The organism is Arthrobacter sp. 179 (genome assembly GCF_052379645.1).
Classification (GTDB): Bacteria; Actinomycetota; Actinomycetes; order Actinomycetales; family Micrococcaceae; genus Arthrobacter_H.
On record NZ_JBQSYU010000017.1, the window covers coordinates 43,735 to 69,091 of the forward strand.

At 65.6% G+C, this 25,357-nt stretch carries 19 protein-coding genes; 2 read left to right on the forward strand and 17 right to left on the reverse strand.

Annotation, left to right across the window (positions count from 1 at the left end; translation table 11 throughout):
• Window positions 1–8: 8 nt before the first annotated feature.
• Both ACT3UE_RS11140 and ACT3UE_RS11145 read right to left on the reverse strand, forming a co-directional pair.
• A complete protein-coding gene (locus ACT3UE_RS11140) occupies window positions 9–251 on the reverse strand; it encodes a hypothetical protein (protein WP_444566720.1) in 243 nt (80 codons plus the stop codon).
• 79 nt (window positions 252–330) lie between these two features.
• Entirely contained in the window at window positions 331–1,494 is a 1,164-nt protein-coding gene (locus ACT3UE_RS11145) for an LCP family protein (RefSeq protein WP_444566721.1), read from the reverse strand.
• 180 nt (window positions 1,495–1,674) lie between these two features.
• Here ACT3UE_RS11145 and ACT3UE_RS11150 point away from each other — a divergent pair, with 180 nt between their 5' ends.
• Both ACT3UE_RS11150 and ACT3UE_RS11155 read left to right on the forward strand, forming a co-directional pair.
• Window positions 1,675–2,424 (forward strand): ABC transporter ATP-binding protein, encoded by a 750-nt coding sequence (locus tag ACT3UE_RS11150; RefSeq protein WP_086998609.1) that lies wholly within the window; start codon window positions 1,675–1,677, stop codon window positions 2,422–2,424.
• Between the two features lies 1 nt (window position 2,425).
• Window positions 2,426–5,017, forward strand: a complete 2,592-nt coding sequence (locus ACT3UE_RS11155) for an ABC transporter permease (protein ID WP_444566722.1) — start codon at window positions 2,426–2,428, stop codon at window positions 5,015–5,017.
• Between the two features lie 91 nt (window positions 5,018–5,108).
• On the opposite strand, the gene ACT3UE_RS11160 is transcribed toward ACT3UE_RS11155, so the two are convergent.
• The 15 genes from ACT3UE_RS11160 to serA all read right to left on the reverse strand — a co-directional run bounded on the left by ACT3UE_RS11160 (window position 5,109) and on the right by serA (window position 25,294).
• The gene (locus tag ACT3UE_RS11160) at window positions 5,109–6,059 is read right to left on the reverse strand and encodes a cytochrome b/b6 domain-containing protein (protein WP_444566723.1); all 951 of its coding nucleotides are present in this window, start codon (window positions 6,057–6,059) and stop codon (window positions 5,109–5,111) included.
• 13 nt (window positions 6,060–6,072) lie between these two features.
• The gene (locus ACT3UE_RS11165; RefSeq protein ID WP_444566724.1) at window positions 6,073–7,053 is read right to left on the reverse strand and encodes an electron transfer flavoprotein subunit alpha/FixB family protein; all 981 of its coding nucleotides are present in this window, start codon (window positions 7,051–7,053) and stop codon (window positions 6,073–6,075) included.
• A 14-nt stretch (window positions 7,054–7,067) separates the two neighbouring features.
• Entirely contained in the window at window positions 7,068–7,838 is a 771-nt protein-coding gene (locus tag ACT3UE_RS11170; RefSeq protein ID WP_444566725.1) for an electron transfer flavoprotein subunit beta/FixA family protein, read from the reverse strand.
• Complete coding sequence (locus tag ACT3UE_RS11175) at window positions 7,835–8,755, reverse strand: MaoC/PaaZ C-terminal domain-containing protein (protein WP_444566726.1); 921 nt, start codon at window positions 8,753–8,755, stop codon at window positions 7,835–7,837. The genes ACT3UE_RS11170 and ACT3UE_RS11175 overlap by 4 nt, the downstream gene beginning before the upstream one ends.
• Before the next feature lie 106 nt (window positions 8,756–8,861).
• Window positions 8,862–10,364 (reverse strand): MFS transporter, encoded by a 1,503-nt coding sequence (locus ACT3UE_RS11180; protein ID WP_444566727.1) that lies wholly within the window; start codon window positions 10,362–10,364, stop codon window positions 8,862–8,864.
• A 155-nt stretch (window positions 10,365–10,519) separates the two neighbouring features.
• The gene (locus ACT3UE_RS11185) at window positions 10,520–11,986 is read right to left on the reverse strand and encodes an aldehyde dehydrogenase family protein (protein ID WP_086998589.1); all 1,467 of its coding nucleotides are present in this window, start codon (window positions 11,984–11,986) and stop codon (window positions 10,520–10,522) included.
• A 1-nt stretch (window position 11,987) separates the two neighbouring features.
• The gene (locus ACT3UE_RS11190) at window positions 11,988–12,416 is read right to left on the reverse strand and encodes a Zn-ribbon domain-containing OB-fold protein (RefSeq protein ID WP_444566728.1); all 429 of its coding nucleotides are present in this window, start codon (window positions 12,414–12,416) and stop codon (window positions 11,988–11,990) included.
• Between the two features lie 11 nt (window positions 12,417–12,427).
• Window positions 12,428–13,633 (reverse strand): thiolase family protein, encoded by a 1,206-nt coding sequence (locus ACT3UE_RS11195; RefSeq protein ID WP_086998584.1) that lies wholly within the window; start codon window positions 13,631–13,633, stop codon window positions 12,428–12,430.
• Window positions 13,634–13,731: 98 nt separating this feature from the next.
• Window positions 13,732–14,553 (reverse strand): VOC family protein, encoded by an 822-nt coding sequence (locus tag ACT3UE_RS11200; RefSeq protein ID WP_444566729.1) that lies wholly within the window; start codon window positions 14,551–14,553, stop codon window positions 13,732–13,734.
• A 58-nt stretch (window positions 14,554–14,611) separates the two neighbouring features.
• A complete protein-coding gene (locus ACT3UE_RS11205; protein ID WP_086998579.1) occupies window positions 14,612–15,226 on the reverse strand; it encodes a TetR/AcrR family transcriptional regulator in 615 nt (204 codons plus the stop codon).
• Window positions 15,227–15,304: 78 nt separating this feature from the next.
• Window positions 15,305–17,461, reverse strand: a complete 2,157-nt coding sequence (locus tag ACT3UE_RS11210; protein WP_444566730.1) for an acetate--CoA ligase family protein — start codon at window positions 17,459–17,461, stop codon at window positions 15,305–15,307.
• A 53-nt stretch (window positions 17,462–17,514) separates the two neighbouring features.
• Complete coding sequence (locus ACT3UE_RS11215; RefSeq protein WP_443348083.1) at window positions 17,515–19,722, reverse strand: acyl-CoA dehydrogenase family protein; 2,208 nt, start codon at window positions 19,720–19,722, stop codon at window positions 17,515–17,517.
• Between the two features lie 295 nt (window positions 19,723–20,017).
• Window positions 20,018–21,787, reverse strand: a complete 1,770-nt coding sequence (locus ACT3UE_RS11220; RefSeq protein WP_443348082.1) for a BCCT family transporter — start codon at window positions 21,785–21,787, stop codon at window positions 20,018–20,020.
• A gap of 184 nt (window positions 21,788–21,971) precedes the next feature.
• Window positions 21,972–23,534 (reverse strand): methionine--tRNA ligase, encoded by a 1,563-nt coding sequence (metG, locus tag ACT3UE_RS11225; RefSeq protein WP_443348081.1) that lies wholly within the window; start codon window positions 23,532–23,534, stop codon window positions 21,972–21,974.
• Between the two features lie 164 nt (window positions 23,535–23,698).
• On the reverse strand, window positions 23,699–25,294 hold the full coding sequence (serA, locus tag ACT3UE_RS11230) for a phosphoglycerate dehydrogenase (protein WP_441380597.1): 1,596 nt from the start codon (window positions 25,292–25,294) through the stop codon (window positions 23,699–23,701).
• Window positions 25,295–25,357: the final 63 nt, after the last annotated feature.

Consider the following 25,357-nt stretch of genomic DNA (forward strand, 5'->3'; position numbering starts at 1 on the left):
GCGCCGCATTACTGACCCACGCACCTAGGATCCGTCGTGATCTGCGGATCGGTGGGTTCCGGCGGCGTGGCGGACGGCGATTCGGAACCCGTCGCGGTGGTGGTGCTCACCGAATCCGCGGCACCTTCGGGGGATGTTTCAGCCGCGGAAGCGGGCAGGATACCGAGGGAGCCCACCAGCATCAGGGTGCCGACGAGGGCGGCCCAGCGCAGGGTGGAGCACTGGTTCGAGCTTGGGGCCGTCGCGCGCATCCGCCTCCTTCACTAGGTCAGACGCCAAACGACGCCTCACCTATTGTAACGAAAAGGACACGATGGGCGATATCTCGTGTTACTTCGGCAGGTTTCCGTCCGCGAAATCCTTAAACACCTTCCGGGTTGCGCTGGTGGCTTCCAGGATGGATTGGCCATCTGCGCTGCGTCCATAGTCGGCGGTCGGCACCTGGTGCCCCATCTTCTTCAGGTCGATCTGGTAGGCCCAGGCACCGAAGGTCAGGGCTTGTTCGGCGCTCAGGTTGGTGGAGACATGCCGATCGGCGATATCGAGCACCTTCGCCAGGCCTGCCGGGCCGTCGGCCACCGCCTTGGCCCCAATTCCCGCCAGCGCGATCCCCTGGTTGGAGGTCCTGTCGAAGTCACCGTTGGGCAGGGTCTTGCGTTCGCGGGTGAACCAGAAGGCGTCGTATCCGTCGACCTTCTGTTTGCCCTTCTCCACCGCCCGCACCTTCATCGGCGCGTTGATGGTGATCCCGCCGAGCTCGTCGATCATCTTCTGGAACCCGGTGAACCCGGTCAGGATGTACCCCTGGATCGGCAGTCCGGTGGCTTTTTCAACGGTCTTCGTCTGTGCCGTGGGCCCACCGGTGGAGAGGGCGCTATTGATTTTGGCGTTCCTGCCGTTGGCCTGGGGCACCCACAGGTCCCGCGGGATGCCCATCACCCCGCCGCCGCCCCGACCGTCAACACCGACGACCTGCAGGGCATCGGCCCGTGCCTCGTCGATCTTTTCGCCTTGCTTTTCCCGGGCGTCCGAACCCATGAGCAGCACATGGCGTTTCCCCCCCAGCGCCGCATCCTTGATCCCCAGTGAGGGCCACCAACCGCCCACTGCGGTCCACGTGCCCTTCTTCTTCTTCACCACCAGGGTGACGTCCTTGCCACTGGTGAGCACGGCGAACTGTTCCTTCTTCCAGGTTCCGGTCGCAGCCTTGACGGAGGCGGCCCGCTTCGGAGCCTTCGCCTGTTTCAGCGCCTGGGTTGCCGGGCCACTGCTGGGCACCGATTTCCCGGTGTAGAGCTTGGTGGTGAACCCTGCCAGGTCCTTCTTCATCCCCGAGGTTTTGACTGCCGGGGCGGAGGGGCTGGGTGCAGGCGTTGAGGAAGCCGCGGGTGTTGGGGGCACCTGGGGTTCGGCAGGTTTGCTGCAGCCGGTGAGCAAGGCCAAGGTCATGAGGGGGGCCAGCACGGCGGCGGCAGTGGAGGAACGCACAGTCATGGACTTATTCTGCCGTTCCTTTGCTGGACGGTCCGTGATCGCCACACCAGGTGCCGGCACCGATACCCCCAATCCGTCGCTGACCTGTGCCTCGTCATACCTCGGTATGACGTGCGGGACCGCTAAGACCCTCCGCCGGGTTGATCCGCCGGGAGGGAGGGTCCGCATAAATTATTCAGTATGACCATGACTCACACCTCAACCACCACCCAGGCAGTCTCTGCCCGCGGCCTCACCAAGGTCTACGGCAGCGGCAGCACAGCGGTCCACGCCTTGGCCGGCGTGGACATCGGCTTCGAGGCCGGACGCTTCACCGCCATCATGGGGCCTTCGGGTTCGGGAAAGTCCACGTTGATGCATTGCCTGGCCGGCCTCGACTCGGCCACCAGCGGTTCCATCATGATCGCTGGCCAGGACATCACCTCGATGAACGATGACCAGCTGACCCGGTTGCGCCGCGAGAAGATCGGTTTCGTCTTCCAGTCCTTCAACCTGGTGCCCACCTTGAGCGCCGAACAGAACATCCTGCTGCCGCTCCAACTCGCCGGGAAAAAGCACGACGCCGGTTGGCTCGCCACCGTCGTGGACACCCTGGGCATCACGGACCGCCTCTCCCATAAACCGCACGAACTCTCCGGCGGACAACAACAACGCGTGGCGGTGGCCCGCGCCCTGCTCACCCGCCCCGCCGTCGTCTTCGGTGACGAGCCGACCGGAAACCTCGATTCACGCACCGGTGCCGAAGTGCTTTCCCTGATGCGTTCGTCGGTCCGGGAAATGGGCCAGACCATCATCATGGTCACCCACGACCCGGCAGCCGCCGGCTATGCCGATGAGGTGGTGCTGATGCGCGACGGGGAACTGGTCGGCCATCTGTCGGATCCGACGCCGGAGAGCGTCACCTCGGCGCTGGCCGGACTGGGGGCCTGAGATGCTCTCCCTCGCGCTGGCTAATATCCGCATGTACTCACGGCGTTTCATCGCCGTCACCCTGGCCGTCATGGTCGGCACCGCCTTCCTGGCGGCCACCCTCATGGTCAATGCCTCGACCACCGCCTCGCTGGAACGCAGCATCGGTGAGGCCTACCAGAACGCCGATCTGGTTGCCGGCATCAGCCCCGATGAGACCGACGAGGCCGTGGGCCTCGGCCCCGAGCAACTCGCCGCGGTCCGCAAGGCCCCCGGGGTCGCCGCCGCGGAGGCCCAAAGCAGCGCCGGAGCCAGGATCGAAACCGGCTCGGGCGACTATAACGCCATCGTGCAATCCTTTGGCTCCGACGAACAGTTGCGCACCACCGAGCTGGACTCCGGTGCCGTTCCGGCAGACCGCGAGGAAATCACCGTGGACCGCCAGCACGCCGAGAGCTATCACCTGAAGGTCGGCGACGAAGTCGGGATGTCCGGTTCCTCCCCGGACGGCTCCACCGTGGACTTCACGGCCCGGATCAGCGGTATCACGACCTCCAGCAACAGCCCTTTCATGGGTTCGAATCTGCAGGTTGCCGTCTCCCCCCAGCGCTACAACACCTTGATGGGTTCGGACCCGCAGTACGAATCCCTGCTGGTACGCCTCGATGCGGGCACCGACCCGGCAGAGGCCGCCTCGGACGTTGCGGCCGCATTGAAGTCCGCGGGTGTCTCCCAGGCGTCGGTGATGACCGCTCAGGAACGCACCGTCGACGATCTGGCAGGCTTCACCGGCGGCCAGGATCAGCTCACCGGGGTTCTGTTGGTCTTCGCACTGATCGCCCTGGTGGTCACCGGGCTGGTGGTCATGAACACCTTCGCGGTCCTGGTGGCCCAGCGCACCCGTGAACTGGCCCTGCTCCGAACCCTGGGTGCCCTGAGCGCCCAGCTGCGCCGTTCGGTGCTCGTCGAAGCCTTCGTGGTCGGGCTCGTTTCCTCGGTGCTGGGGGTCCTGCTGGCCATCGGGGTGATGGCCGGGCTGGTGGGCTACGTTTCAACGCTGCCCTCCGCTTCCTTCGCCGTGCTGGCCGTGCCACCGAGCGCCGTGATCGCCGGCCTTCTCGCGGGCACCGTGATGACCCTGATCGCCGCTTGGGCTCCGGCCCGCAAGGCGATGAGCGTGGCCCCCTTGGCGGCCCTCCGCCCCGCGGACTCCGCCAGTGTTCATAACCGGGTGGGCAAGGTCCGCCTGATCTTCGGGTCGCTGCTGCTGATCGGCGGCGGAGGGTTGTTGATCGGCGGCGCGGTCCTCGGCCAGCTCCTGCTGGGCTTCGCCGGAGGCCTGTTCTCCTTCATCGGGGTGCTGATGCTCGCCTCGCTGTTCCTACCCGGTGCCGTCCGCGCGGTCGGCCGGCTCTTCGGCGGTTCGGGAGTTCCGGCGCAGCTGGCTTCGTTGAACTCGGTGCGCAACCCCGGGCGGACCACTGCCACGGCCACGGCGCTGCTCATCGGCGTCACCCTGGTGTCGATGATGATGGTGGGCGCCCAGACCACCAAACAGTCCTTCAACGACGAACTGGCCCGCAACTACCTGGTCGACGTCACCGTGGACTCCCCCGCCAACTACGGGGAGGGCTTCGATGGCGGAGCCCTGCCCGGCCCCGATGCGGCGGCGGGCGCCGGCCAGTTGGGCACGCAGCAGGCGAAGCTCGCGGCGGGCGTCGACGGGATCGAGGATGTCGCACTGCTCAAACCCGTGGGACGAACCGCCGCCGGGGAGCCGGTCTACGCCGCAGCAGCCGAGGAACTGGCCCTGGTCCTGAAGGACCCGTCGCTGGTCCCCGGCACCGGCGACGTGCTGGTGGGCCAATCGGTCACCAGTGACGACGTCGAGGTCACGGCGTACAAGGGATCCACGGCCAGCTCCTTGGCCGCCCAGCACTCCCAGTCGGAGATCTCCGCCCCGCTGATGACGTTGGAAACGGCGCAGCAGCTCGATGGATACACCACCGGCGCTTCGGCGGCCCGTGCCGCAGCCGAGGTGGAACCCGATCAGCTGGGCGCCTATCCGCTGTTATGGCTCAAAACAGCCAGCGGGCTGAGCACCGATCAGCTCGAGGGTCTGAGCCGTACCCTGGCCACCGAGCTGCACGTCCAGGACTACCAGGTCGCCGGTGGCGCCGTGGAGCGGTCCCTGTTCAATCAAGTCATCGACACGTTGTTGCTCGTGGTCTCCGGTTTGCTGGCCGTCGCCGTGTTCATCGCCCTGATCGGGGTGGCCAACACCTTGAGCTTGTCGGTGCTCGAACGCACCCGCGAATCGGCGTTGCTGCGGGCCCTGGGGCTGACCCGCGGCCAGTTGAAGTCCATGTTGGCCCTGGAGGCGATCCTGATCGCCGGGGTCGCCGCGGCCCTGGGGATTGCCTTGGGCACCACCTATGGTGTCTTGGGCGCCCAGTCGGCCATCGGTTCCTTTACCGACGTGACGCTGTCGCTGCCCTGGGCACAACTGGCACTCGTCTTGGGTGTCAGCGTGTTGGCAGCGCTGGCCGCCTCGGTGCTCCCGGCTCGCCGGGCCGCCCGCCTCTCCCCCGTGGAGGGACTAGCCACCGAGTAGCAACGGCTCCACAAGCCCCGCCCCTCGTTGGTGACCAACGAGGGGCGGGGCTTGTCTGCTGCCCGGCGACGGAGTCCGGCGCCTGGTTTCCTTATTTCGAGATCTTGCCCGTCAACCCGGCGAGGGGGCGCAGGAAGATCGGTCGGGCCAGGAACCAGGCGGCGACCATGACGGCCAGTGAGGCGGCGAAGAGCCAGAAGCCCAGCCATCCTGCCCCCTCACGTGCTGCATACATGTGGTTGAGGTTGGCGAGCATCCCGGTGGAGAACACCAGCCCCACATGCACGATGACGAATCCGACGAAGAAGAACATGACGGGAAAGTGGATCTTGCGGGCCAGTTCGATCGGGTAGGCCTGGTCCAGCTTCGGGTGCCCCTTGGGCCAGGCAGAGCTCATCCGCACGCCGGTGATGGCCGCGAGCGGTGCCGCGATGAAGACGATGGCGAAATACGCCAAGAGTTGCAGGGAGTTGTAGTTGACCCACCCGTTCTCGATCGGCCAGTTCAGTGAGGCGTATTGCAGGGCTGCACTGAGCGCGTTCGGGAACACGTCCCAACTGGTGGGGACGATCCTCATCCATCCACCGGTGACGAAGAGCAACACCACGAACACCAGCCCGTTGAGCAGCCACAGCACATCCAGGCTCAGATGGAACCAGAGGTCCAGGCTGATCTTGGTGGGTTTATTCCGGGTTTTGAACCACCCGGTGTTCCGGCGGGTCCAATGCCCCGGGGGTCTGGCGGTGTTGCGCACCTTCCAGCCGGAACGGATGATCAGGACCAGGAAGAATGCGTTGAGGAAGTGCTGCCATCCCAGCCAGGCAGGTAGCCCGACGGGGGCCCCTTCGGGAAGTTCGGATTGCCCGGGGTAGGTGAGCAGAAATTCCTGCACCGGTTCCAGCCCGCGGACCCACCGGGTCAGCAGGACGACGACGGCCAGTGCCACGATGGCAGCACCGATCCACCAGAGCATCGCCTTCCACCCGGTGGGCCGCTGACCTTTCGCCGGTTTCTTTCGCCCGCGCTGGGCTGTCGCTGTCATCGCTGGTCCTCCCCTAGACGGTGGCACCGACGCCGGCACGTTCGGCGAGGGCCCGATTCAGCTGCGGAAGGATCGTGAACAGGTCGCCAACAATGCCGAAATCGGCAATCTCGAAGATGGGGGCGTCGGCGTCCTCGTTGATGGCCACGATCCGTTGTGCGGTCTGCATGCCGGCGCGGTGCTGGATGGCCCCCGAGATGCCCACGGCCAGGTAGAGGTCGGGCGAGACGCTGACACCGGTTTGCCCGACCTGATGGTTTTGGCCGATGTAGCCGGCATCCACTGCGGCGCGGGAAGCCCCGAGGCCGGCACCGAGTGCGTCGGCCAGCGTTGACACGAGGGCGAAATCCTCCGCCGAACCCAGTCCGCGTCCACCCGAGACCACGATTTTGGCCGAGGTCAGCTCGGGCCGGCCGGAGCTGGCCTCGACGGGCTGGATGGCGGTGATGGCCGCCGCAGTGCTGGTCGCCACGTCCAGGTCGAGGGTTTCAACCGTCGGGGCTTCGACGGCCGGCAGGGCCGGGAGGCCGTGGGAGGAGACGGTCACCAGCGCGACGCCGGAGCCGACGGTGGATTCGGTGGTGTAGTTGCCCCCATAGACCGAATGCGTTGCGCGGATCCTGCCCTCGGCGGTGGTGACGTCGATGGCCTCCAGCACCACGGGGTTCCCGGTGCGGGCCGCCAAGCGGCCGATGGTCTCCCGGGCATCGGCAGTGGTGGAGGCCAGCACGGCTGCCGGTTCGTAACGGTTCATGGCCTCGGCCAGGGCGGCGACGGCACCGGCGGCGACGTGGCTGGTGGCTGCCGGGGTTTCGGCGACCACCACGACGGGGGCACCCCAGGCGGCCAGTTCGGCGACCACCGTGGTGCCCGCAGGTGCCGCGACCACGGCGACCGGGTCGCCCAGTTGGGAGGCCAGTGCCAGCAGATGGCCGGTATGGGGGCGCAGCGTGCCGTTGGCCGCCATTTCACAGTTGACGAGAATAGTGCTCATGGTCTCCAGTCCCTTCAGATCAGGTGTTCGGCGCTGAGGTAGTCAATGAGTTCGGAGGCTGCCTGGCCTTCGTCGATGATTTTGGGCCCCGCGGTTCGGGCGGGACGTCGGCTGGAAGCCATGACCAGGTTCCCACCCTCGTGCCCCAGGTCGGTGAGGCCGAGTGTGGCGGCGTCGTGCACGGTGACGGGCTTGCGTTTGGCGGTCATGATGCCCTTGAACTTGGGGAAGCGTGGTTCGGCGGCCCGTTCGGTGATGGAAACCACTGCGGGCAGGGCCGCGGTCACCGTTTCGGTGCCCTCGGCTCCCTCGCGTTCCCCGTTGATCGACCCGCCGGTGACGTCGGCGGTGTTCAGCGGCCCGGCGAACGCGATCCCGAGCAGTTCGGCGATCATCGCCGGGACTACGCCGCCGCGCCCGTCGGTGGATTCGTTCCCTGCCAGAACCAGGTCGAATCCGCCGTCCTTGACCCCGGCGGCCAGGGCCCGTGCGGTGGTCAGGGCATCGGAGCCGGCCAGGGCGTCATCGACAATATGCAGGGCCGAATCGGCCCCCATCTGCAGGGCCTTGCGCAGGGCATCGCTGGCCTGTGCGGGTCCCATGGTCACGGCCACGATCTCCACCGATTTATCGCCATCCTTGTGCAGCAAGGCGATCTCGAGGGCTCGTTCGGTGATTTCGTCGGCAATGCGTTCGCTCGCAGCCCGGTCCACATGCCCGGCTGGGGTGAGTTGCCTTTCGTCCCAGGTGTCGGGGACTTGTTTGATCAAGACGGCAATCTTCATCGGGTTTCCTTCCTGCTGGTTTCCGGTGAGGCCACAGCCTCACCCGCGTCGGTTCCCTGTTCCGCCCCGACGGGGCGGTGGGTGTAGGTGCCACGGTCCAGGACGACCGTCTCCCCCACGCGAACCTGGAACACCGCGCCGGTCTCGGTATGCCAGATGGTGGTGGTCAGTTCATCGCCGGGCACCACCGGGGAGGCCAGCCGGACACTGATGGCACCGAAGCGGTCGGGATCGGCGTCGGCCACCTCCTCGAGGACCGCCAGACTGGCAAAGCCCATGGTGCACAGACCGTGCAGGATCGGCTGTTCGAAGCCGACCATCCGGGCCAGTTGCGGGTCGGAGTGCAGCGGGTTGCGATCCCCGTTGAGGCGGTAGAGCAGCGCCTGGTTGTCGGCGGTCTTCCGGGTCACGGTGGTGTCGGCCGGGCGGTCGGGGACGGCCCAGGTTTCCTTCGGCCCCGGATCCCCGCCGAATCCGCCTTCTCCGCGGATGATCATGGTGGTCACGCTGGTGGCCACCGGTTCGCGGGTCTGGGCATCGAGCAGCTCGGTGGTCAATTCGATCACGGCATGCTTGCCCTTATCGTGGACGGCGGTCATCCCGCTGACCGGGATGACCGTGCCTGCCGGTTCCAGGGTGCGGTGCAGGGTGATGGCCTGGCCGCCATGGAGGATCTGCGAGAGCTTGAAGTCCCCCAGGTCCTCCATCGAACCGCCCGAGCCGCCCAGGACGACGGCGAAGCTGGGCAGGACCTGCTGGTCGATGCCGCGGGAGTTTTCGGTGGTGAACGCCAGCTGCTCCGCCGGATCCGAAGCACCCGCTCCGACGCTGAGCGCATAGAGCAGCGCATCCTGTGAATCCCAGCTGTAGGGATCTCCTTCAGTGGTCTTCCCGATGTTCTCGACGTTGATCGTCATGGGATTGGCTCCTTCCACGGGTGTCCCCCGTGCTGCTGTGGACGCGCACCGGACGGTGGTGCGGGTCACGTCTTCATAAATACTATAACGGGATTCTAGTTCTTGTCTATCCGTGGTGAGCGGACGGTACGGTCACGGCGTTTTTCCCGCGGCGCGCATCACGTTCGGCGATCGTCTCGGGAACCCATTTCACCGGGTGGCGTTTGAGCATCAGGCCCAGCACCACCGAGAGGACCGAGAAGGCCAGTACGAACAGCAGGGCCGCGCTGACACCGTTCTGGTTGACCAGCGTCGTGCTGGGGTCCTGGTAGCTGGCCAGGATGTAGGCGCCGATGGCTGTCGCCGCCGACTGCCCGACGTTACGCACCATGGTGTTGGTCCCCGCGGTTTCGGAGGTATTGGCCTCGGGAATGGCTTCGATGAGTACATTGGGCAGCGCACCGAAGGTCAGCGAGATGCCGATCCCGTTGATTCCCTGCGCGATGATGAATAGCGGGGCGTTGCCGAAGGACAGCAGGATGATGGCCAGGGCAGCGGTCATCAGGGTCAGCCCGCAGACGAAGACCGAACGGGCACCGAACCGGTGGGCCATCCGCCCGCCCAGCGGGGAGAAGGCGTAGCCCAGCAACGCCGTGATGCAGCTGAGCACCCCCGCTGCCGTGGCGCTGAAGCCCAGCCCGAAGCCTTCGCTGGTGGGATATTGCAGGACCATTTGCGTCGGTACGGCCAACCCGCCGATCGGTCCGATGGCGGCACAGAGGGTGGCCGTCATGACCAGGGCGATCTGCCGGTTCTTGAACATCCGCAGATTCACGATCGGGGATTCCACCCGCAGTTCCCACCAGGCCCAGAGGCCGGCCACGACCAGTCCGGCGCCCATCAGACCGAGGAACCGGGCCGAGGCGAATCCTGTGGTGGAACTGCCTGACAGGGCCAGCAGGATGGCGCTGACGGCGATGGGCAGCAGCAGGGCCCCCAGGTAGTCGGGTTTTTCCGTGGTGGGCACTGTCGTGTCCCGGGGGATGACGATCAGGATGGTGACGATGGCGACTCCAGCCAGAACCGCGGCGAAGGCGAAAATGCCATGCCAGGAGAAGACGTCGATCATGAACCCTGCAATGAAGGTCCCGGCGGCACCGGCGATCAGGGCCGAAGCCCCGATCATGGAGACACCCACCGGGACGCGCTCGGCTTCCAGGTGTTCCCGGGCCAGGCCGAAGGCCAGCCCCATGACCGCGCCTGCGGTGCCCTGGATGGCCCGGCCCAGGATGATCATCCCCAGGGTTCCACCCAGCAGGGAGATCAGCGATCCGACGCCGGCGATGGCCAGCACGATGATCAGGACCTTGCGTCGGCCGTAGAGATCCCCGAAGCGCCCGCCCATCACCCCGGCGGAGGCGGAGACCAGCAGGTAGGCGGTCACCACCCAGGCGACGGTGTTGGCATCGACCTGGAATTCGGTGATCAGTGTTGGAAGGGTCACGTACATCATCGACAGTTCGAAGGCCGAGACGATTTCGGCCAGGATCAGCACCACCACGACGGCGGCGAATCCCGACTTTTTGAGTTGTTGGAGCAGGGTGGCCTGTCGGCCAGCGGGTGCGGACATCGTTGTCCCAACCTTTCAGGGATGCGGCGAAAGAAACATGGTGCAAACATTTCTTGGGTCCGCAACCCGCCCCCGATCAGGAACGGTCACAGCCCACCGGTGGTCCCGCGGGTTGGGCGGGGGCCACCGGTTGTGACGTGTGGGTCGGGCCTGGATCAGCCGTTTCCGTAGGCGACGGATTTGGTCCAGAAGAATTCCTCCAGGCCTTCCACCCCGCCTTCGTTGCCGTTGCCGGAGTGTCCGATCCCGCCAAAGGGCCGTTCGGTGACGGCATTGGGGGCGCCGTTGACGATGACTTCCCCGGTCTCGAGTTCTTCGGTGATCCGGATGGCCCGGCGCGCATCCGCGGTCCAGAGGTAGCCGGAGAGTCCGTAGTCGGTCCCGTTGGCCAGGGCGACCGCCTCGGCTTCGTCGCTGAACCGCATCACGGCCAGCACGGGGCCGAAGACTTCCTTCTGGGCCAGCTCGCTGGCAGGATCGACGTCGGCCAGGATGGTCGGGAGGTAGTAGAACCCCTCGGCCAGTTCCCCGTCGCCGCGGGAGCCGCCCATGACCAGTCGGGCGCCGTCGTCCTGGGCCCTGGCAACCATGGCCTCGATCCGGTCGATCGCCGCCTGGTTGACCACCGGCCCGCAGATCGTTGACGGGTCCTGGGGATCCCCGATGCTGAAGGAGCCGGCGATGGCGGCGACCTTGGCCAGGAACTCGTCGTGGATGGAGTCCTGCACCAGCAGCCGGGTCGGCATGGCGCAGCCCTGCCCGGTCATGATCGCGAAGGCCATGACGGCCGCCTGCTGGGCTGCGGCGTCCAGGTCGGCGTCCTCGAACACGATATTCGCCGATTTGCCCCCGAGTTCGAGCAGGACCGGCTTGAAGGTCTGCGCGGCGGTGGCGGTGATCTTGCGGGCCGTCTCCGGGCCACCGGTGAAGGACACCTTCTTGACCAGCGGGTGTTCCACCAGGGCGGCACCCGCGTCGGCGCCGCCGGTGACGACGTTGAAGACGCCGTCGGGGATGCCGGCCTCATGGACCAGGTCGGCGAAGAGCATGACCCCCAGGGGCGTCAGTTCGCTGGGTTTGACGACGACGGTGTTCCCGGCGGCCAGGGCCGCGGGGACCTTCATCGCCAGGGACATCAGCGGTGCGTTCCAGGTGATGATCGCCCCGATGACCCCGTAGGGCTGGCGCAGGGTGTGTCCGAAGACCCCTCCCGCGCCGACCGTCGAGGAGATCCTGCCCAGCGGGAGCTTATCGGCCCATCCCCCGTAGTACCTGATCCAGGTCGCGGCGGCATCCACCGAGAGTCGGGCGGTGGTCCGTGGGGTCCCGTTATCGGCGATGCCGAGTTCGGTGAACTCATCGACGTGCGCTTCGACGAGCTCGGCGAGTTTGAGCAGGGCCCGTCCGCGCTCGGCGGCCGGCGTGGCCTTCCACGTGGCGAAGGCCAGATGGGCGGCCTGGACGGCCTCATCGACCTCTGCTGGTCCGGCCATCGGCACGCGGGCATCCACCTGGCCGGTGGCCGGGTTCACGTGCTCGTGGACTCCCTGGGCGTGGGTGCGGATTTCGGAGCCGATGCGCAGCGTGACCGCTGGCAGGGCGTCGGTGGTTTCGGTGCTCATTTCATACCTCCGGTTCGTAGCGCAGCATGGTGATGTCCGATGCCGGGTAGTCGCAGAAGACCGGCTTGACGCGCATGCCGATCGTGAGGTCTGCGTGGTCGATGTTGATCAGTTCGGTGGAGAACTTCGGGCCCTCATCCCATTGCACGACGGCCAGGACCATCGGGCCCTCGGCCGCGAAATGTGGTGACACCGGCCGGGTGGTGATCGTGTAGGTGTAGAGGGTCCCGGTGCCGGGAATCTCTCGCCATTGAAGGTCGTCGGCCAGGGTGCGCGGGGCCAGCGGCCGGGGGTAGAAGACGTATTCGCCCAGTGACGGGGAGTACTGGATGCGAATCTTGTGTTCGGCCAGCGCATCCCAGAACGGCTGGGTCAGCGGGGTCGGGACGGGCATGGGCCGTTCGAAAACGGGTGCTGTATCTGTGCTCATGGTCAAAGCTCCTATTCGCCTTCGAGGATCAGTGCAGTTTGTTCGCTCATGATGCCGCCGTTTCCGGAGACGAACGCCCGGTTGCAGTCGTTGACCTGGGCCTCTCCCGAGCGGCCCATGATTTGTCGGACGCCGTCGATCACGTGGTGCATGCCTCCGGCGATGCCCGCCTGGCCGAAGGACAGCTGGCCACCGGCGGTGTTCATCGGGAAATCACCGCGGAAGGTCAGGTCGTGTTCGTTGACGAACTGCATTCCCTTGCCCTTCTCGGTGAAGCCTGCGTCCTCCAAGGACATGAGCACGGTGATGGAATAGCAGTCATAGATGGAGACCATGTCCATATCGCCCCGGCCTAGGCCTGCCATGTCGAAGGCTTGGTCGGCGGCGTGGATCATCGGCGAATACATCAGGTCGTGGGCGTAGGTCGGCGTCTTATAGGGCACGCGTTCCCCGAAGCCCTTGATCCAGGCCGGACGGTTCTTTGACTTTTTGGCCTGGTTCTTGTTGCCGATGACGACCGCGGCTCCGCCCTGGCACGGCATGACGATTTCGAGTTTATGCAGGGGGTCGGCGACCATCGGTGAGGCCAGCACGTCCTCGATGGTCAGTGGCTGGCCGTGGAAGATGGCATCCGGCGTGGAGCAGGCGTTGGTGCGCTGGTCGACGGCGATCTTGGCCATCGCGCGTTCGTCGTAGCCGAATTCATGTCCATAGCGTTTGGCGATCTGGCCGTAGGGCCCGTTCTGGCCCAGATTGGCATACGGGATCTCGAACTCCGCCTGCGGGGATCCGTAGGCGTTGGAGGAGGCCCCGAAGAGCATGCTGTCGTCGAGCACGAAGGGCCGACGCTCGTGGGTGGGCACCTCGTGGGTCCCGGGGAAGGTGACCAGGACTGTTTCGCACAATCCCAGTTCCACGGCGGCGGCAGCACGCCAGACGGCGGCAGCGGAGCCGGCCCCACCCAGGTCCACTATTTCGGCGAAGTTGGCGTTGATGCCCAGATATTCGGTGATGGTGGAGGGGACGAACATGCTGGCTTCGCCGATGAGCGGGGTGACGATTCCGTCGACGTCCGTGGCATCCAGGCCTGCGTCGTCCAACGCCGCCTTGGACAGGCGCGCCCACTGTTCGAGGTTGAAGGTCTTATCGCGGGTCAGCTTGCGCTGTGGCGGCAGTTCGTGGAAACCGAGAATCGCGGCTTCTGCTTTCAGTCCCATGGTGTTCTCCTGAGATCGGGGATGGTTGGTTCGGTGACGCGCCGATGGTCCGGCGCCTGAAGGTGGTGGTCGATGGTGACAGCTGACGACGACGGGATCTAGCTGTCCGCCGGCACCGTTGCGGAACGCAGTGCGGCAATGCGGATCCCGAGTTCGGGATGCCCGGTGCCCTCGCCCAGCTGCGCGGTCAGGTCTGTGGGGTAGTCTCCCGGCGGCCAGAAAGTCTCGGCTGGCAGGATGCCGATGGCGTCCAACCCGATGGCTGTTCCTTGGCTCAAGACCAGGTCGGCGCCCTCGTTCCAGCCGAAGCCCAGAACATCTCTCTGGCCGCGGGGTGCGGGACCGATGCCGAAGGTGCGGGCACCGAGCACGTCCACGAGGACGGTGCGGGCGAGAGGCAGGTCCTCGACGACCCCATGGATGAGCTGGACCCGCACCGGATCGGTATTCTGCTCATCCCACGGGCAGCCACCGGTGGAATGGGGCAGTTGCTCCGCCGACGCGTCGAGGATCGTTGTGCTCTGGACCAGCTGGGCCAAAAAGCCCAGCCCGGTGTCCCGAGGGTGGAGGAAGGCCTCTTGCCAGCCCGGGTGCTCCAGATTCACCAGGATCGGCTCGATCCCTGCCTTCTGGGCCCCGGCGATGGCCGAGCGGATATCGGCCACCTTGAAGGTCACATGGTGCGGTGCAGCCGAACCATCATGGTGATCGAGGAAACGCTGAATGAAGGAGTGTTCGGACCCGCTGGGTTCGAACAGTTCCACCCGCATGTCATCGACCACCGCCAACTGGCAGGGGTTGAAGGCTTCGGTGGTGAATCCTCCGCCCCACCGGGCGCCCAGCTCGCGGTTCAGCACCGGGCCGGCAGGCGCCCAGGCGGGCACCGCGATGGCCAGATGATCCAATTCGTGGGCGCTCATGAGAGCACCCCAGTATCCGTGGCCGAAGCCGCAGCCGGACTGAGAAGGGCTGCGCCGGTTAGGCGCCCTCGGCCTCGAACTGAGCGACCCGCAGGCCGATCATCCGCACGAAGCTGTCGATCACCCGATGGGCTTCGGGAATCGTCTTGTCCCCGGTCAGCAGCCGGGCCACCAGATCCATCAGCACGCACCACACCATGGCGGTGATATCGGCTGCCTCCTCGTGACCGAGCATCGCAAAGTCCGCGTGGATGGGTTCCTCCAGCACGACGCCGAGTTGCTGCATCAACGCCGAAACCTGCGGGTCCGAGGTGGAGCGCAGCAGCCAAATGGCTTTGTAGAAGTTCGGCTGTCGTTCGAAGGCCGCCAGCGCCGAGCGCATCCGATACTGGACGCGTTCGGTAGTGCTCAGGCCCTCCGCCCAGGACTGGTCGGCCGAGTTGAAGGGCACGCTCCAGTCGTAGACGACGTTCGCATACAGGTGCTCCTTCGAGGAGAAGTACCGGTATAGGGTGCCCAGTGCCACGTTGGCTTCGGCGGCGACGTCCCGGATCTGGATGGAGTCGTAGTCGGTTCCCACCAGGAGGGTTTTCGCCGCGTCCAGGATGCGCTGCCTGCGCATCACCTGGTAGGCGGGAAGATCGACGAGATCCGCGGAGAGTTGGCCGGACATCGTGCTCCTTCGGCTGCCGGTCGGAATGGGACTCCAACGCTATCACCGGGCTACGCTCCCATGGCCCAGCTCCCGCGTTCATGCCCGGTCCTTCCACCGGACCAGTGCGTCGAGGGCTTCAATCTGGTTCCCCGCCACCCTCAGCGGGTTGATTTCCAACTCTTCGAGTTCGTCGCCCAGCCCGAGAGCGACCTGGGAGATCTTGAAGATGACCTCCGCCAGCTGGTCCAGATCGGTGGCCTCCCCGCCACGGAACCCGGTCAGCAAGTCGACTCCCTGGAGGGATTCGAGCATCCGTCGAATCTCCGCAGGGCCGACAGGCAGCAGGCGCAGGGCCGAATCCTTGAGGATCTCGACCATGACGCCGCCGAAACCGACGGCCATCACCAGCCCCCACTGCGGATCACGGATGATCCCCACCAGCAGCTCGGTGCCGGACGGACGCATGGGAGAGACCGCGACCCCCTGGATGGTGGCCTCGGGGGCCAGTTCGGCGACGGAAGACCTGATAGATTCGTAGGCTGCCCTGACAGCTTCCGCATCCCGCAACATCAATTTGACGCCGCCGACCTCGGTCTTATGGGCAATATCTTCAGAGGCCACCTTCAGCACCACGGGGTAGCCCAGGTCTTCGGCGACGGCGACAGCCTGTTCGGCCGAGCCCACGATGGTCGCCGGAACGTAGGGCACCCCGTGCTCACGCAGGAAGTCCCCGGTTTCGATTTCGGTCCACGTTTCCGTCCCGGAGGGTTTGGCGATGGTCGGCGCCTCGGGGAGCACGGGGTCGGAGGCCAGTTCTGCGGTGCGCTTCCCCCACCAGGCGCTGCGGGCCACGGCCGGGATGCCCCGGTCGAAGGAGTCGGAGGCGTGGGGGTAGCCGTATTCGGTCGCGAAGGCCCGCCCGAATTCGGTGACCTCGGTGGGCAGGAAGCTCATCGGGATCACCGGTTTCGGTGAGGAGGTGAGCTGGGCGAGCAGCGTGTCCTGAGTGGCCCTGCCCATATCCGCCATCATCTGGTTGGCCGGCCAGGAGGCGTTGATCACGACGAAGTCGAAGTTGGGGTCATCGATGAAGCATTGGTTGGCCTTGGTCAGGATGGAGGGATCCACTGAAATGTATCCGGTGGTGTCCATGGGGTTGTTGACCGTCGAATATTCGGGCAGGCCGGCGTCGTGCAGTGCCTGGACGGTGGACGCCGAGGGGGCCGGCAGCTGGAGGCCGAGCGCTTCGGACTTATCGGCGATGAGGGCGCACATGGCGCCGGAGCCGGTGACCACTCCCATCCGGTTTCCGTCCACGGCACCGTAGGATTCGATGATCCCCGCGGTCGCAATCAGGTCCTCGATGTTCTCCACCCGGATCACCCCGAACTGCCGGCAGGCGGCATCGATCACGCTGTCGTCTCCGACCAGGGAGCCGGTATGGGCGGCGGCGACACGGGCCGAGGCCTCGGAGCGTCCGGCTTTGAAGACCACTACCGGTTTGCCGGCCTTTCGGGCCCGTGCGGCGACGTCGAGGAACTGCGCGGGATTGGTGATTTGTTCGAGATAGGCGGCGATGACCGTGGTGTTCTCGTCATCGACCAGCAGGTCCATCACGTCGATGGCCGAGACCATTGCCTCGTTGCCAACCGTCACCGCGGTGGAGCAGCCCACCCCGCGTGAGGCCATATAGGGCAACAGGTAGATGGCCAGGGCACCTGACTGGCTGGCGATCCCGACACCACCGGAAATCATGGGCATCTGGGTCATATGGCTGAAAGCGGCGACCTTGGCATGCGCGTTGATGAAGCCGAGGTTATTGGGTCCCAGGATCAGCTGGTCTGCCGCCCTGGCCCGTTCGACCAGGCTGTCCTGCAATGCCTTGCCTTCGGCGCCGGCCTCGCTGAGCCCGGCGGCGAGCATCACGAGGTTGCGGATGCCCTTGAGCCGGGCGTCCTCCAAGATGGTCTCCAATGATTTGGTGCCGGTGAGCACGATGGCCAGATCGGGGGCAGTCGGCAGCTCGGCGATCGAGGTGTAGGAGGATTGTCCGTGGCATTCCTCGCCGCGGCGGTTGACCAGGTAGAGCTCACCGTCGAAGCCACCGGAGATGAGGTTGGTGTAGGTGAATTGTGACCAGGCTGACTTGCTGTTGGCCCCCACGATCACCACGGATCGTGGCTGGAGCAATTCGTGCAGTCGGTCGGTGGCGAGGGTTCTCACGTTCTGAGTATCGCGCGTCATCGTTGTCATGCGAAGGGTATCCTTTCGGGAATGGCTTGAGGTCTGGAGTCCTGCGGGGCGGTTTAGCCGCGCGGCAGGCCGAGGATGCGTTCGGCAATGACATTGAGCTGGATTTCCACGGTGCCCCCGCCGAGCAGCACCTGGGGGACGTCGAGTTGACGGGTCACCGCGTCGGCCGGGGCGTCGGCGAAGAGCATGGCCGGCCCGGCCAGGGCGGTCACCAAACTGGCTGCCTCGCGGGTCAGTCGGGCCTGGGCGACCTTGGCCAATGAGGAACCAACTCCCGGGTCGCTTCCATTGACCTGGCGCAGGGTTTCGCGCAGGTTCAGCGCCCCGATGGCCGAGCTGCTGGCCACGATCTTGCCCAGGGCGGTGAAGGCTTCGCGTTCGGTACCGATGTAGCCGTCTTCGCTGATCAGCTCGCGCATCCCGTCTTCGGTTCCTGCCGAGACGCCGGCGGAGATCTGGGTCCGTTCGTTCTGCAAGGTGGTGGCGGTGATGCGCCATCCGTGCCCCGGCTCCCCCAACAGGTACTCATCGGGGACGAAGACCGCATCGAGGAAGACCTCGTTGAATTCCGAGGCGCCGGTGGGTTGCATCAGTGGGCGGACGTCGACGCCGGTGCTGCGCATATCGACCAGGAAGTAGCTCAGCCCCTTGTGCTTGCGCACCTCGGTATCGGTCCGGGCCAGGCAAATGCCCCAGTCCGCTTCGTGGGCCCCCGAGGTCCAGACCTTCTGTCCCTTCAGCTCCCAGCCGCCGTCGACGCGGGTGGCCCGGGTGGATAGTCCTGCCAGGTCGGAGCCGGCGCCGGGTTCGGAGAAGAGCTGGCACCAGGCCAGTTCCCCGCGCAGGGTCGGCAGGGCGAACTGTTCCTTGATGGCCTCGGTGCCGTAGGCCAGGATCGTGGGCATCGCCCATTCCCCGATCACCGAGGTGGGCTGGACCAGGCCACGGCGGGCATATTCCTGCCCGATGACGACCTGTTCTGCCGGGGTGGCGCCGAGCCCGTAGGGGGCGGGCCAGTGTGGGGCGGCGAGCCCGTTCTCGGCCAGGAAGGTTCGTTGGGAGCCACGGGAGTACCAGCGGCCGCCGTCGTGCTCGTTGTCCAGTTGCGCCGCTTCATCGAGAAGTGCCCCGATGCGCGTGCGGAAGGCCTGGTCTTCGTCGGGCAGCTCGATATCGATCTGCCGGTCGGCATCCAAGGCGGTGCGGCCCAGGGCTGCGACGCTGTCGGCCACCGGGGCCACTTGTGCCGCGAGGCTCATGGCGCGGCGCCAGTAGAGATGTGCGTCGTGCTCCCAGGTGAAGCCGATGCCACCAAAAATGGTGACGGCCTCGGTGATCGCCTCGACGGCGGGGACGATGGCCGACTGGATGGCCGATCCTGCGGCCAGGGCCTGCTGGGTACGGTCCTGGTCGAGTGAGACCACGGCCGACCAGGCGGCGGCGGTGGCCAGTTCGGAGGAAATGAGCAGGTTCGCGCATTTGTGCTTAATGGCCTGGAAGGAGCCGATGGGCTGGTCGAACTGTTCGCGGATCTTGGCGTAGTCGGTGGTGGCTTCCACCGCCCAGCGCATGAGGCCAGACGCCTCTGCGGCGAGCAGGGCCGCCTTCAGGGCATCGACGTAGCTGGCCTCCAGTCCCTCGAGGATGGCTTCGTGCCCGATGGCCAGGCCGTCCAGCTCCAGGATTCCCGCATCGCGGGTGAGGTCCGAGGATGCTGCCACACGCTTGGTCAGACCGGCTGCCTGGGCATCGACCAGGGCGAAGCGGGTCACGTCCTCGGAGGTGAACCCGATGACCAGCTGTTCGGCGGAGAGCAACGAGGCGACGCCGATGCTGCCGCTGAGGAGCCAGCCCTCGGCGGAGGCGGCGACGGTCACGGCGGCCGTGGGCATCACCAGGGCGCCGGTGGCCCCATCGGCGAAGAGGTCCAGACCACTCGTGGAGGCCTTGCACTCGGTGGCCCCGGCCACGGCGGAGCTGGCGAGCACGGTGGAAACCAACGGGCCAGGGACGAGGCGGTGGCCGAATTCCTCCACCACGATCGCCGTGTCGGCCACGCTTCCGCCCTGGCCGCCACGTGCTTCGCTGATGTGCAGGGCGTGGAGTCCGTTATCCACGAGTTCGGCCCAGTGGTCGGGCCGGCCACCGGCGGCATAGGCCTGGAGGTGTTCGCGGGTTTCGAGGATATCGGCGAAGCGTTCGGCGAAGTCGGAGACTGCGGAGGCTAGGTCGGTGTGCTCTTCGGTGAGGGAAAGTGGCATCTGTTCACTCCAAAATCACGGACGAAGCACTCCCCTGCGACGGGGAGGATCGTCGAGCTGTGTTTCAATAACTGAAACTAGACTCTAGTTTAATTTAGTGAGCCACGCAACACCTCCTCGATGCCCCTGCCTGCGGGGAGAATCGGTGGCGGTCGTGGAGATGTTTCCTGCCCGGGCCGCGACGACGCGATGTCGCCGAGCAGCCATCCCGGCGGTCACAACAAAAAGCAGGGCCCCCTCTGGAAGAAGTTCCAGAGGGGGCCCTGCTGTGATGCTGCTTGGTCCTCGAGGCGACTTAGAGTCGAGGACGCCTATCGCGTGGCTTCCACGGGCGTGGAGGGGTCTTGACGTTGGATGGAAGTGCCGTTTCAATCCGGTCGTCCACCTGCTCGCCGAAGCGCTCATCGAAGTTGTCCGTGAGCTCGTCGGTCACGCCTTCGCCGACCTCGCGGGCCAGCTCACGCCGACGCTGGCGACGTTCGGCCCGCAGGAGCACCTGATGTTCGGCGTTCAGGGCCTTGAAGGTGGCCAGGCACATCCCGATGATCACGATGCTGACCGGCAGCGCGGTGAGGATGGACGCCGTTTGGAGGGCGCCCAGACCACCGGCCAACAGCAGCGCGATGGCGACGAGGCCTTCGAGGGACGCCCAGAGCACACGGCTCCACTTGGGCGGATCGGTATCTCCGCCGGAAGCCAGCATGTCGATCACCAGCGACCCCGAGTCCGAGGAGGTCACGAAGAAGATCGTCACCAGCAACACGGCGATGACCGACAACACCCCACCCAGCGGCAACTGGCTGAGCATGTTGAACAGGACGTTCTCCGAGACGATGCCTTCCTTCTCGTCGAACAGTCCGCCGTTCATATCATCCCAGGCGGCCTGGATGGCCGTTCCGCCCATGATGGAGAACCAGATGAAGCTGACGATGGTCGGAACCGCCAGGACGCCGAGGACGAATTCGCGCACGGTCCGGCCACGGGAGATCCGGGCGATGAAGACACCGACGAAGGGTGCCCAGGACATCCACCAACCCCAGTAGAAGATGGTCCAGTCGCCCAGCCACTCCTGACCGGCTGCACCGGTGTAGGTCGCGGTGTCGAGGGTCATGCCCAGGATGTTCTGCAGGTAGTAGCCCAGCGAGGAGATCAGGTCGCGGAAGATGAACAGGGTCGGGCCGAGCAGCAGGACGGAGATCATGAAGACCCCGGCCAAGCCCAGGTTGATGTTCGAAAGCCACTTAATGCCCTTGCCGACGCCGCTGACGGCGGAGACGAGCGCGAAGAGGGTGATGATGATGATCAACACCACCAACAACGTGTTGTTCACTTCACCGACAACGCCCATATGGGACAGTCCGGCTGAGATCTGCTGGACGCCCAGGCCCAGCGAGGTCGCGATGCCGAACAGGGTGCCGACCACGGCGATCACGTCAATCGTGTCGCCGAGCCCGCCCTTGACCTTGTCCCCTAGCAGGGGTTCCAGGGTCCAGCGGATGGAGATCGGGAATCCTCGACGGTGGATGGCATAGGCCATGGCCAGACCGACGACTGCGTAGATGGCCCAGGCATGCAACCCCCAGTGCATGAAGGTCTGTCCCATGGCGGCCCGAGCAAGATCCGCCTCGTCCCCGGTCACGCCGGGTTTGGGGTTCACGAAGAAAGTCAGTGGTTCGGCGGCGCCCCAGAACACGAGGCCAATGCCCATGCCTGCGGCGAAGAGCATGGCGAACCATGACAGCAGGCCGAATTCTGCCTTCTCGTCGTCCTTGCCGAGCTTGATGTTGCCGTAGCGGCTCAAGCCCATCCAGATCGCGAAGGCCACGAAGGCTCCGACCACCAACATGTAGTAGGGGGCCAGGCCCTCCACCACTGCAGACTGCATATTGCCGAAGACCTTCGACGTGCCATCGGGGGCAATCATCGCCACGGCGACCAGCGCCACGATGACGGCTAGTGCGGGCCAGAAGACGCGCGGTGCGGGGATAATGGGCTTCTTCGCCTCCGTCGGGGAGGCACGCCTCTGGTCTAGATTCTCACCGCTGATTTCCGGTGGGATGCTCATGACAGTCCTCAAATACGGGGTAGGGGGTACGAGTAAGTCCGTTGACCCACTTTACTGACAAGGCATCCACTGTCAATTTGCCGGTCTCTTCCCCCGGACCCGTCATCGGCGCGATCCCCGCCAGCCGGTACTCCCTGTCACCCGGCGGCAGGCACCCGCCGTCAGGCCGTTGACTAGCGCCTATTCACTCCGCGGCGGGCTCTTCGTACTTCGGGAAAATCGGCCTCGGGGCAGGCAGTTCGGCCCCCGGTTCAATGGCCGAGTCATAGGCGGCGAACGTGCGTGCCGCTCCCCCTGATTGGCCCAGGACGTCCAGCAGCTGGCTCCCCGCGGTGGGCATCACCGGCTGCACCAGCAAGGCGACCTTCCGCAGGATTTCCAACGTCACATACAGGACGGTTTCCATCCGGGCGGTATCCGTTTTGCGCAGCACCCAGGGCGCATTTTCTGCGAAGTAGGCGTTCGTATCCCCCAGCACATGCCATACGGCCTCGAGTCCCTTGCTGAACTCCTGGCGATCGTAAGCGCTGCGCGACAGCTCCAGCAGTGCCTCGGCGTCGTCCAGTAGTTCCCGGTCGGCGTCGGTGAAGTCGCCTGGGGTGGGGACGAGTCCCCCACAGTTCTTGGCGACCATGGACAGGGAGCGTTGGGCCAGGTTGCCGAGGTTATTGGCCAGATCCGAATTCATCCGGGCGACGATCGCGTCGTGGCTGTAGTTTCCGTCGGCGCCGAAGGGGACTTCGCGCAGCAGGAAGTACCGCGTCTGGTCCAGACCGTAGTTTTCCACCCAGTCGGCGGGGGCCACGGTATTGCCCAGGGACTTGGACATCTTCACGCCGTTGTTGTGCAGGTGGCCGTGGATCATGATCCGGCGTGGCAATTCCAGCCCGGCGGACATCAGGAAGGCCGGCCAGTAGATGGCGTGGAAGCGGGAAATGTCCTTGCCAATGACGTGCAGGTCCGCGGGCCAGTATTTACGGAAGGAGGCCGAATCGGTGTCCGGGAAACCCACCCCGGTCAGGTAGTTGGTCAGCGCGTCCACCCACACGTACATCACGTGGGCCGGGTTTCCGGGTACGGGGATCCCCCAGTCGAAGGAGGTGCGTGAGACCGAGAGGTCGTTCAGCCCACCCTCAACGAAACGGATGACCTCGTTGAACCGGTAGTGCGGTGCCCCGAAGTCGGGCTGGTCGCGATAGAGATCCAGCAGTTTGTCCTGGTAGGCGGAGAGGCGGAAGAAATAGGATTCCTCTTCGGTCCAGGTCACCTCGGTATCGGATTCGGTGGCGTACCGGATGCCGTCCTCGCGGACCTCGGTCTCGTCCTGACCGTAGAAGGCTTCGTCGCGCACCGAGTACCAGCCGGCGTACTTATCGAGGTAGATATCGCCGCGTTCCTCCATGCGCTTCCAGATGGCCTGGGCGGCTTCGAGGTGGTCCACGTCGGTGGTGCGGATGAACCGGTCGTAGCTGATCCCCAGTTCGTCCTGCGCCTCCTGGAAGACGTCCGAGTTGCGCTGGGCGAGCTGGCGGGGCGTGATGCCTTCCTTCTCGGCGGTCTGCAACATCTTCTGGCCGTGTTCGTCCGTACCGGTCAGGAAAAAGACGTCACCCCCGTCCAGGCGCTTGAAACGCGCCATGGCGTCCGTGGCAATGAACTCGTAGGCATGGCCGATATGCGGGTCGCCATTGGGGTACGAGATGGCCGTGGTGATGTAGAACGGGGTCTGATCCTGAGTTGAAGTCACCCCAGAAATCTACCGCACCCTGGAGCTCCGCCGCCCATCGACGCTGTAGTAACCGGACTCATCGGCCCCGGCGGGCCCATCCGCAGCTTGCGACGCAGGGCGTGGGGTGCACCGACCATGCCGATGTCCCACACGCCCTGCGGCGGGTTGATGCTGCGCGTGAATTACTCGGAGAGGTCTACTTCGCGGGCCGTGGTAGCGCTAATCGAATCCCTGACCTCATCCAGGACCCCCGCCGGCAGGGAGGAGTCCACAGCGAGCACTGCCAGGGCCGGGCCGCCTTCCTCATTGCGGGAGACCTGCATGGCGGCGATGTTGACCCCGTGCTGGCCCAAGGTGCTGCCCAAGGTGCCGATGACCCCTGCCCGGTCCTGGTAGATCAGCACGATCATGTGTTCGGCGATCGGGATCTCGAGTTCATACCCGCCAATTCCGACCAGCTTCTCGATCTGCTTCGGCCCCGTCAGGGTGCCGGTGACCGAAATTTGCTGGCCGTCGGACAGGGCGCCCTTCAGGGTCAACGCGTTACGGTATTCGGGTGATTCGGTGGTGGTGACCAGCCGGGTGGAGATCCCGCGCTGTTCGGCCAGCACGGGGGCGTTCACATAGGAGACCTGGTCGGAGACGATATCCCGGAAAACGCCCTTCAGTGCCGAGAGTTCCAGCACCTTGACATCGAGTTCGGCAATCTCCCCGGCCACCTCGACATCCAGGGAGGTGAGCGAATCCACGGTCAGCGCGGTGAAGATGCGTCCGAGCTTCTCGATCAGCGGGATGCCGGGGCGTACCTGTTCGTCGATGACGCCGCCGGCGACGTTGACCGCGTCGGGGACGAGTTCTCCCGAGAGCGCCTGGCGGACCGATTTGGCGACCGAGACGCCCGCCTTTTCCTGGGCTTCCGCGGTGGAGGCGCCCAGGTGGGGGGTGACGGTGACGTTGTCGAAGTCGAAGAACGGCAGGTCGGTGCTGGGTTCTGAGACGTACACGTCCACCCCGGCGCCGGCGATCTGGCCCTCTTTCAGCGCGGTATACAGGGCGTCCTCGTCGATCAGGCCGCCACGGGCGACGTTGACGACGTAGGCGCTGTCCTTCATTTTGCCGAAGGCCTCGGCACCGAGCATGCCCAGGGTTTCGGGGGTTTTGGGCATGTGGATGGTCACGAAGTCCGAGGTGGCCAGCAATTCGTCGAGTTCGAGCAGGCGCACCCCCATCTGCTGGGCGCGGGCGCTGGTGACGTAAGGGTCATAGGCGACCACATCCATGCCGAAGCCCTGCAGCCGGGCCGCCACGAGGGCGCCGATACGGCCCAACCCGATGATGCCCGCGGTCTTCTCATAGAGTTCGACGCCGGTGTAGGCCGAACGCTTCCAGGCACCGGATTTCAGCGAGGCGTTGGCCGCGGGGATCCTGCGGGCCAGCGAAACAATATGCCCGACGGTGAGTTCTGCAGCCGAGATGATATTTGAGGTCGGGGCGTTCACGACCATGACACCGGCCTGGGTGGCGGCCTTGATGTCCACGTTGTCCAGTCCGACGCCGGCGCGGGCGATCACCTTGAGCTTGGTCGCGGCGGCGATGGCCTCGGCGTCGACCTGGGTGGCTGAACGAACCAGGATCGCCTCGGCGTCCACGATGGCCTCCAGCAGCTGGGTTCGATCGGAACCATCGGTGCTGCGGATCTCAAAGTCCGGGCCCAACGCCTGGACGGTGGCGGGCGAGAGTTCTTCGGCCAAGAGGACGACGGGCTTGGTTTCTGACACGGAGGTGGCACCTTTGCGATCGACGGATGCGGATCGGGGCCGGGTCGTTCGGTCCCGAAGGTC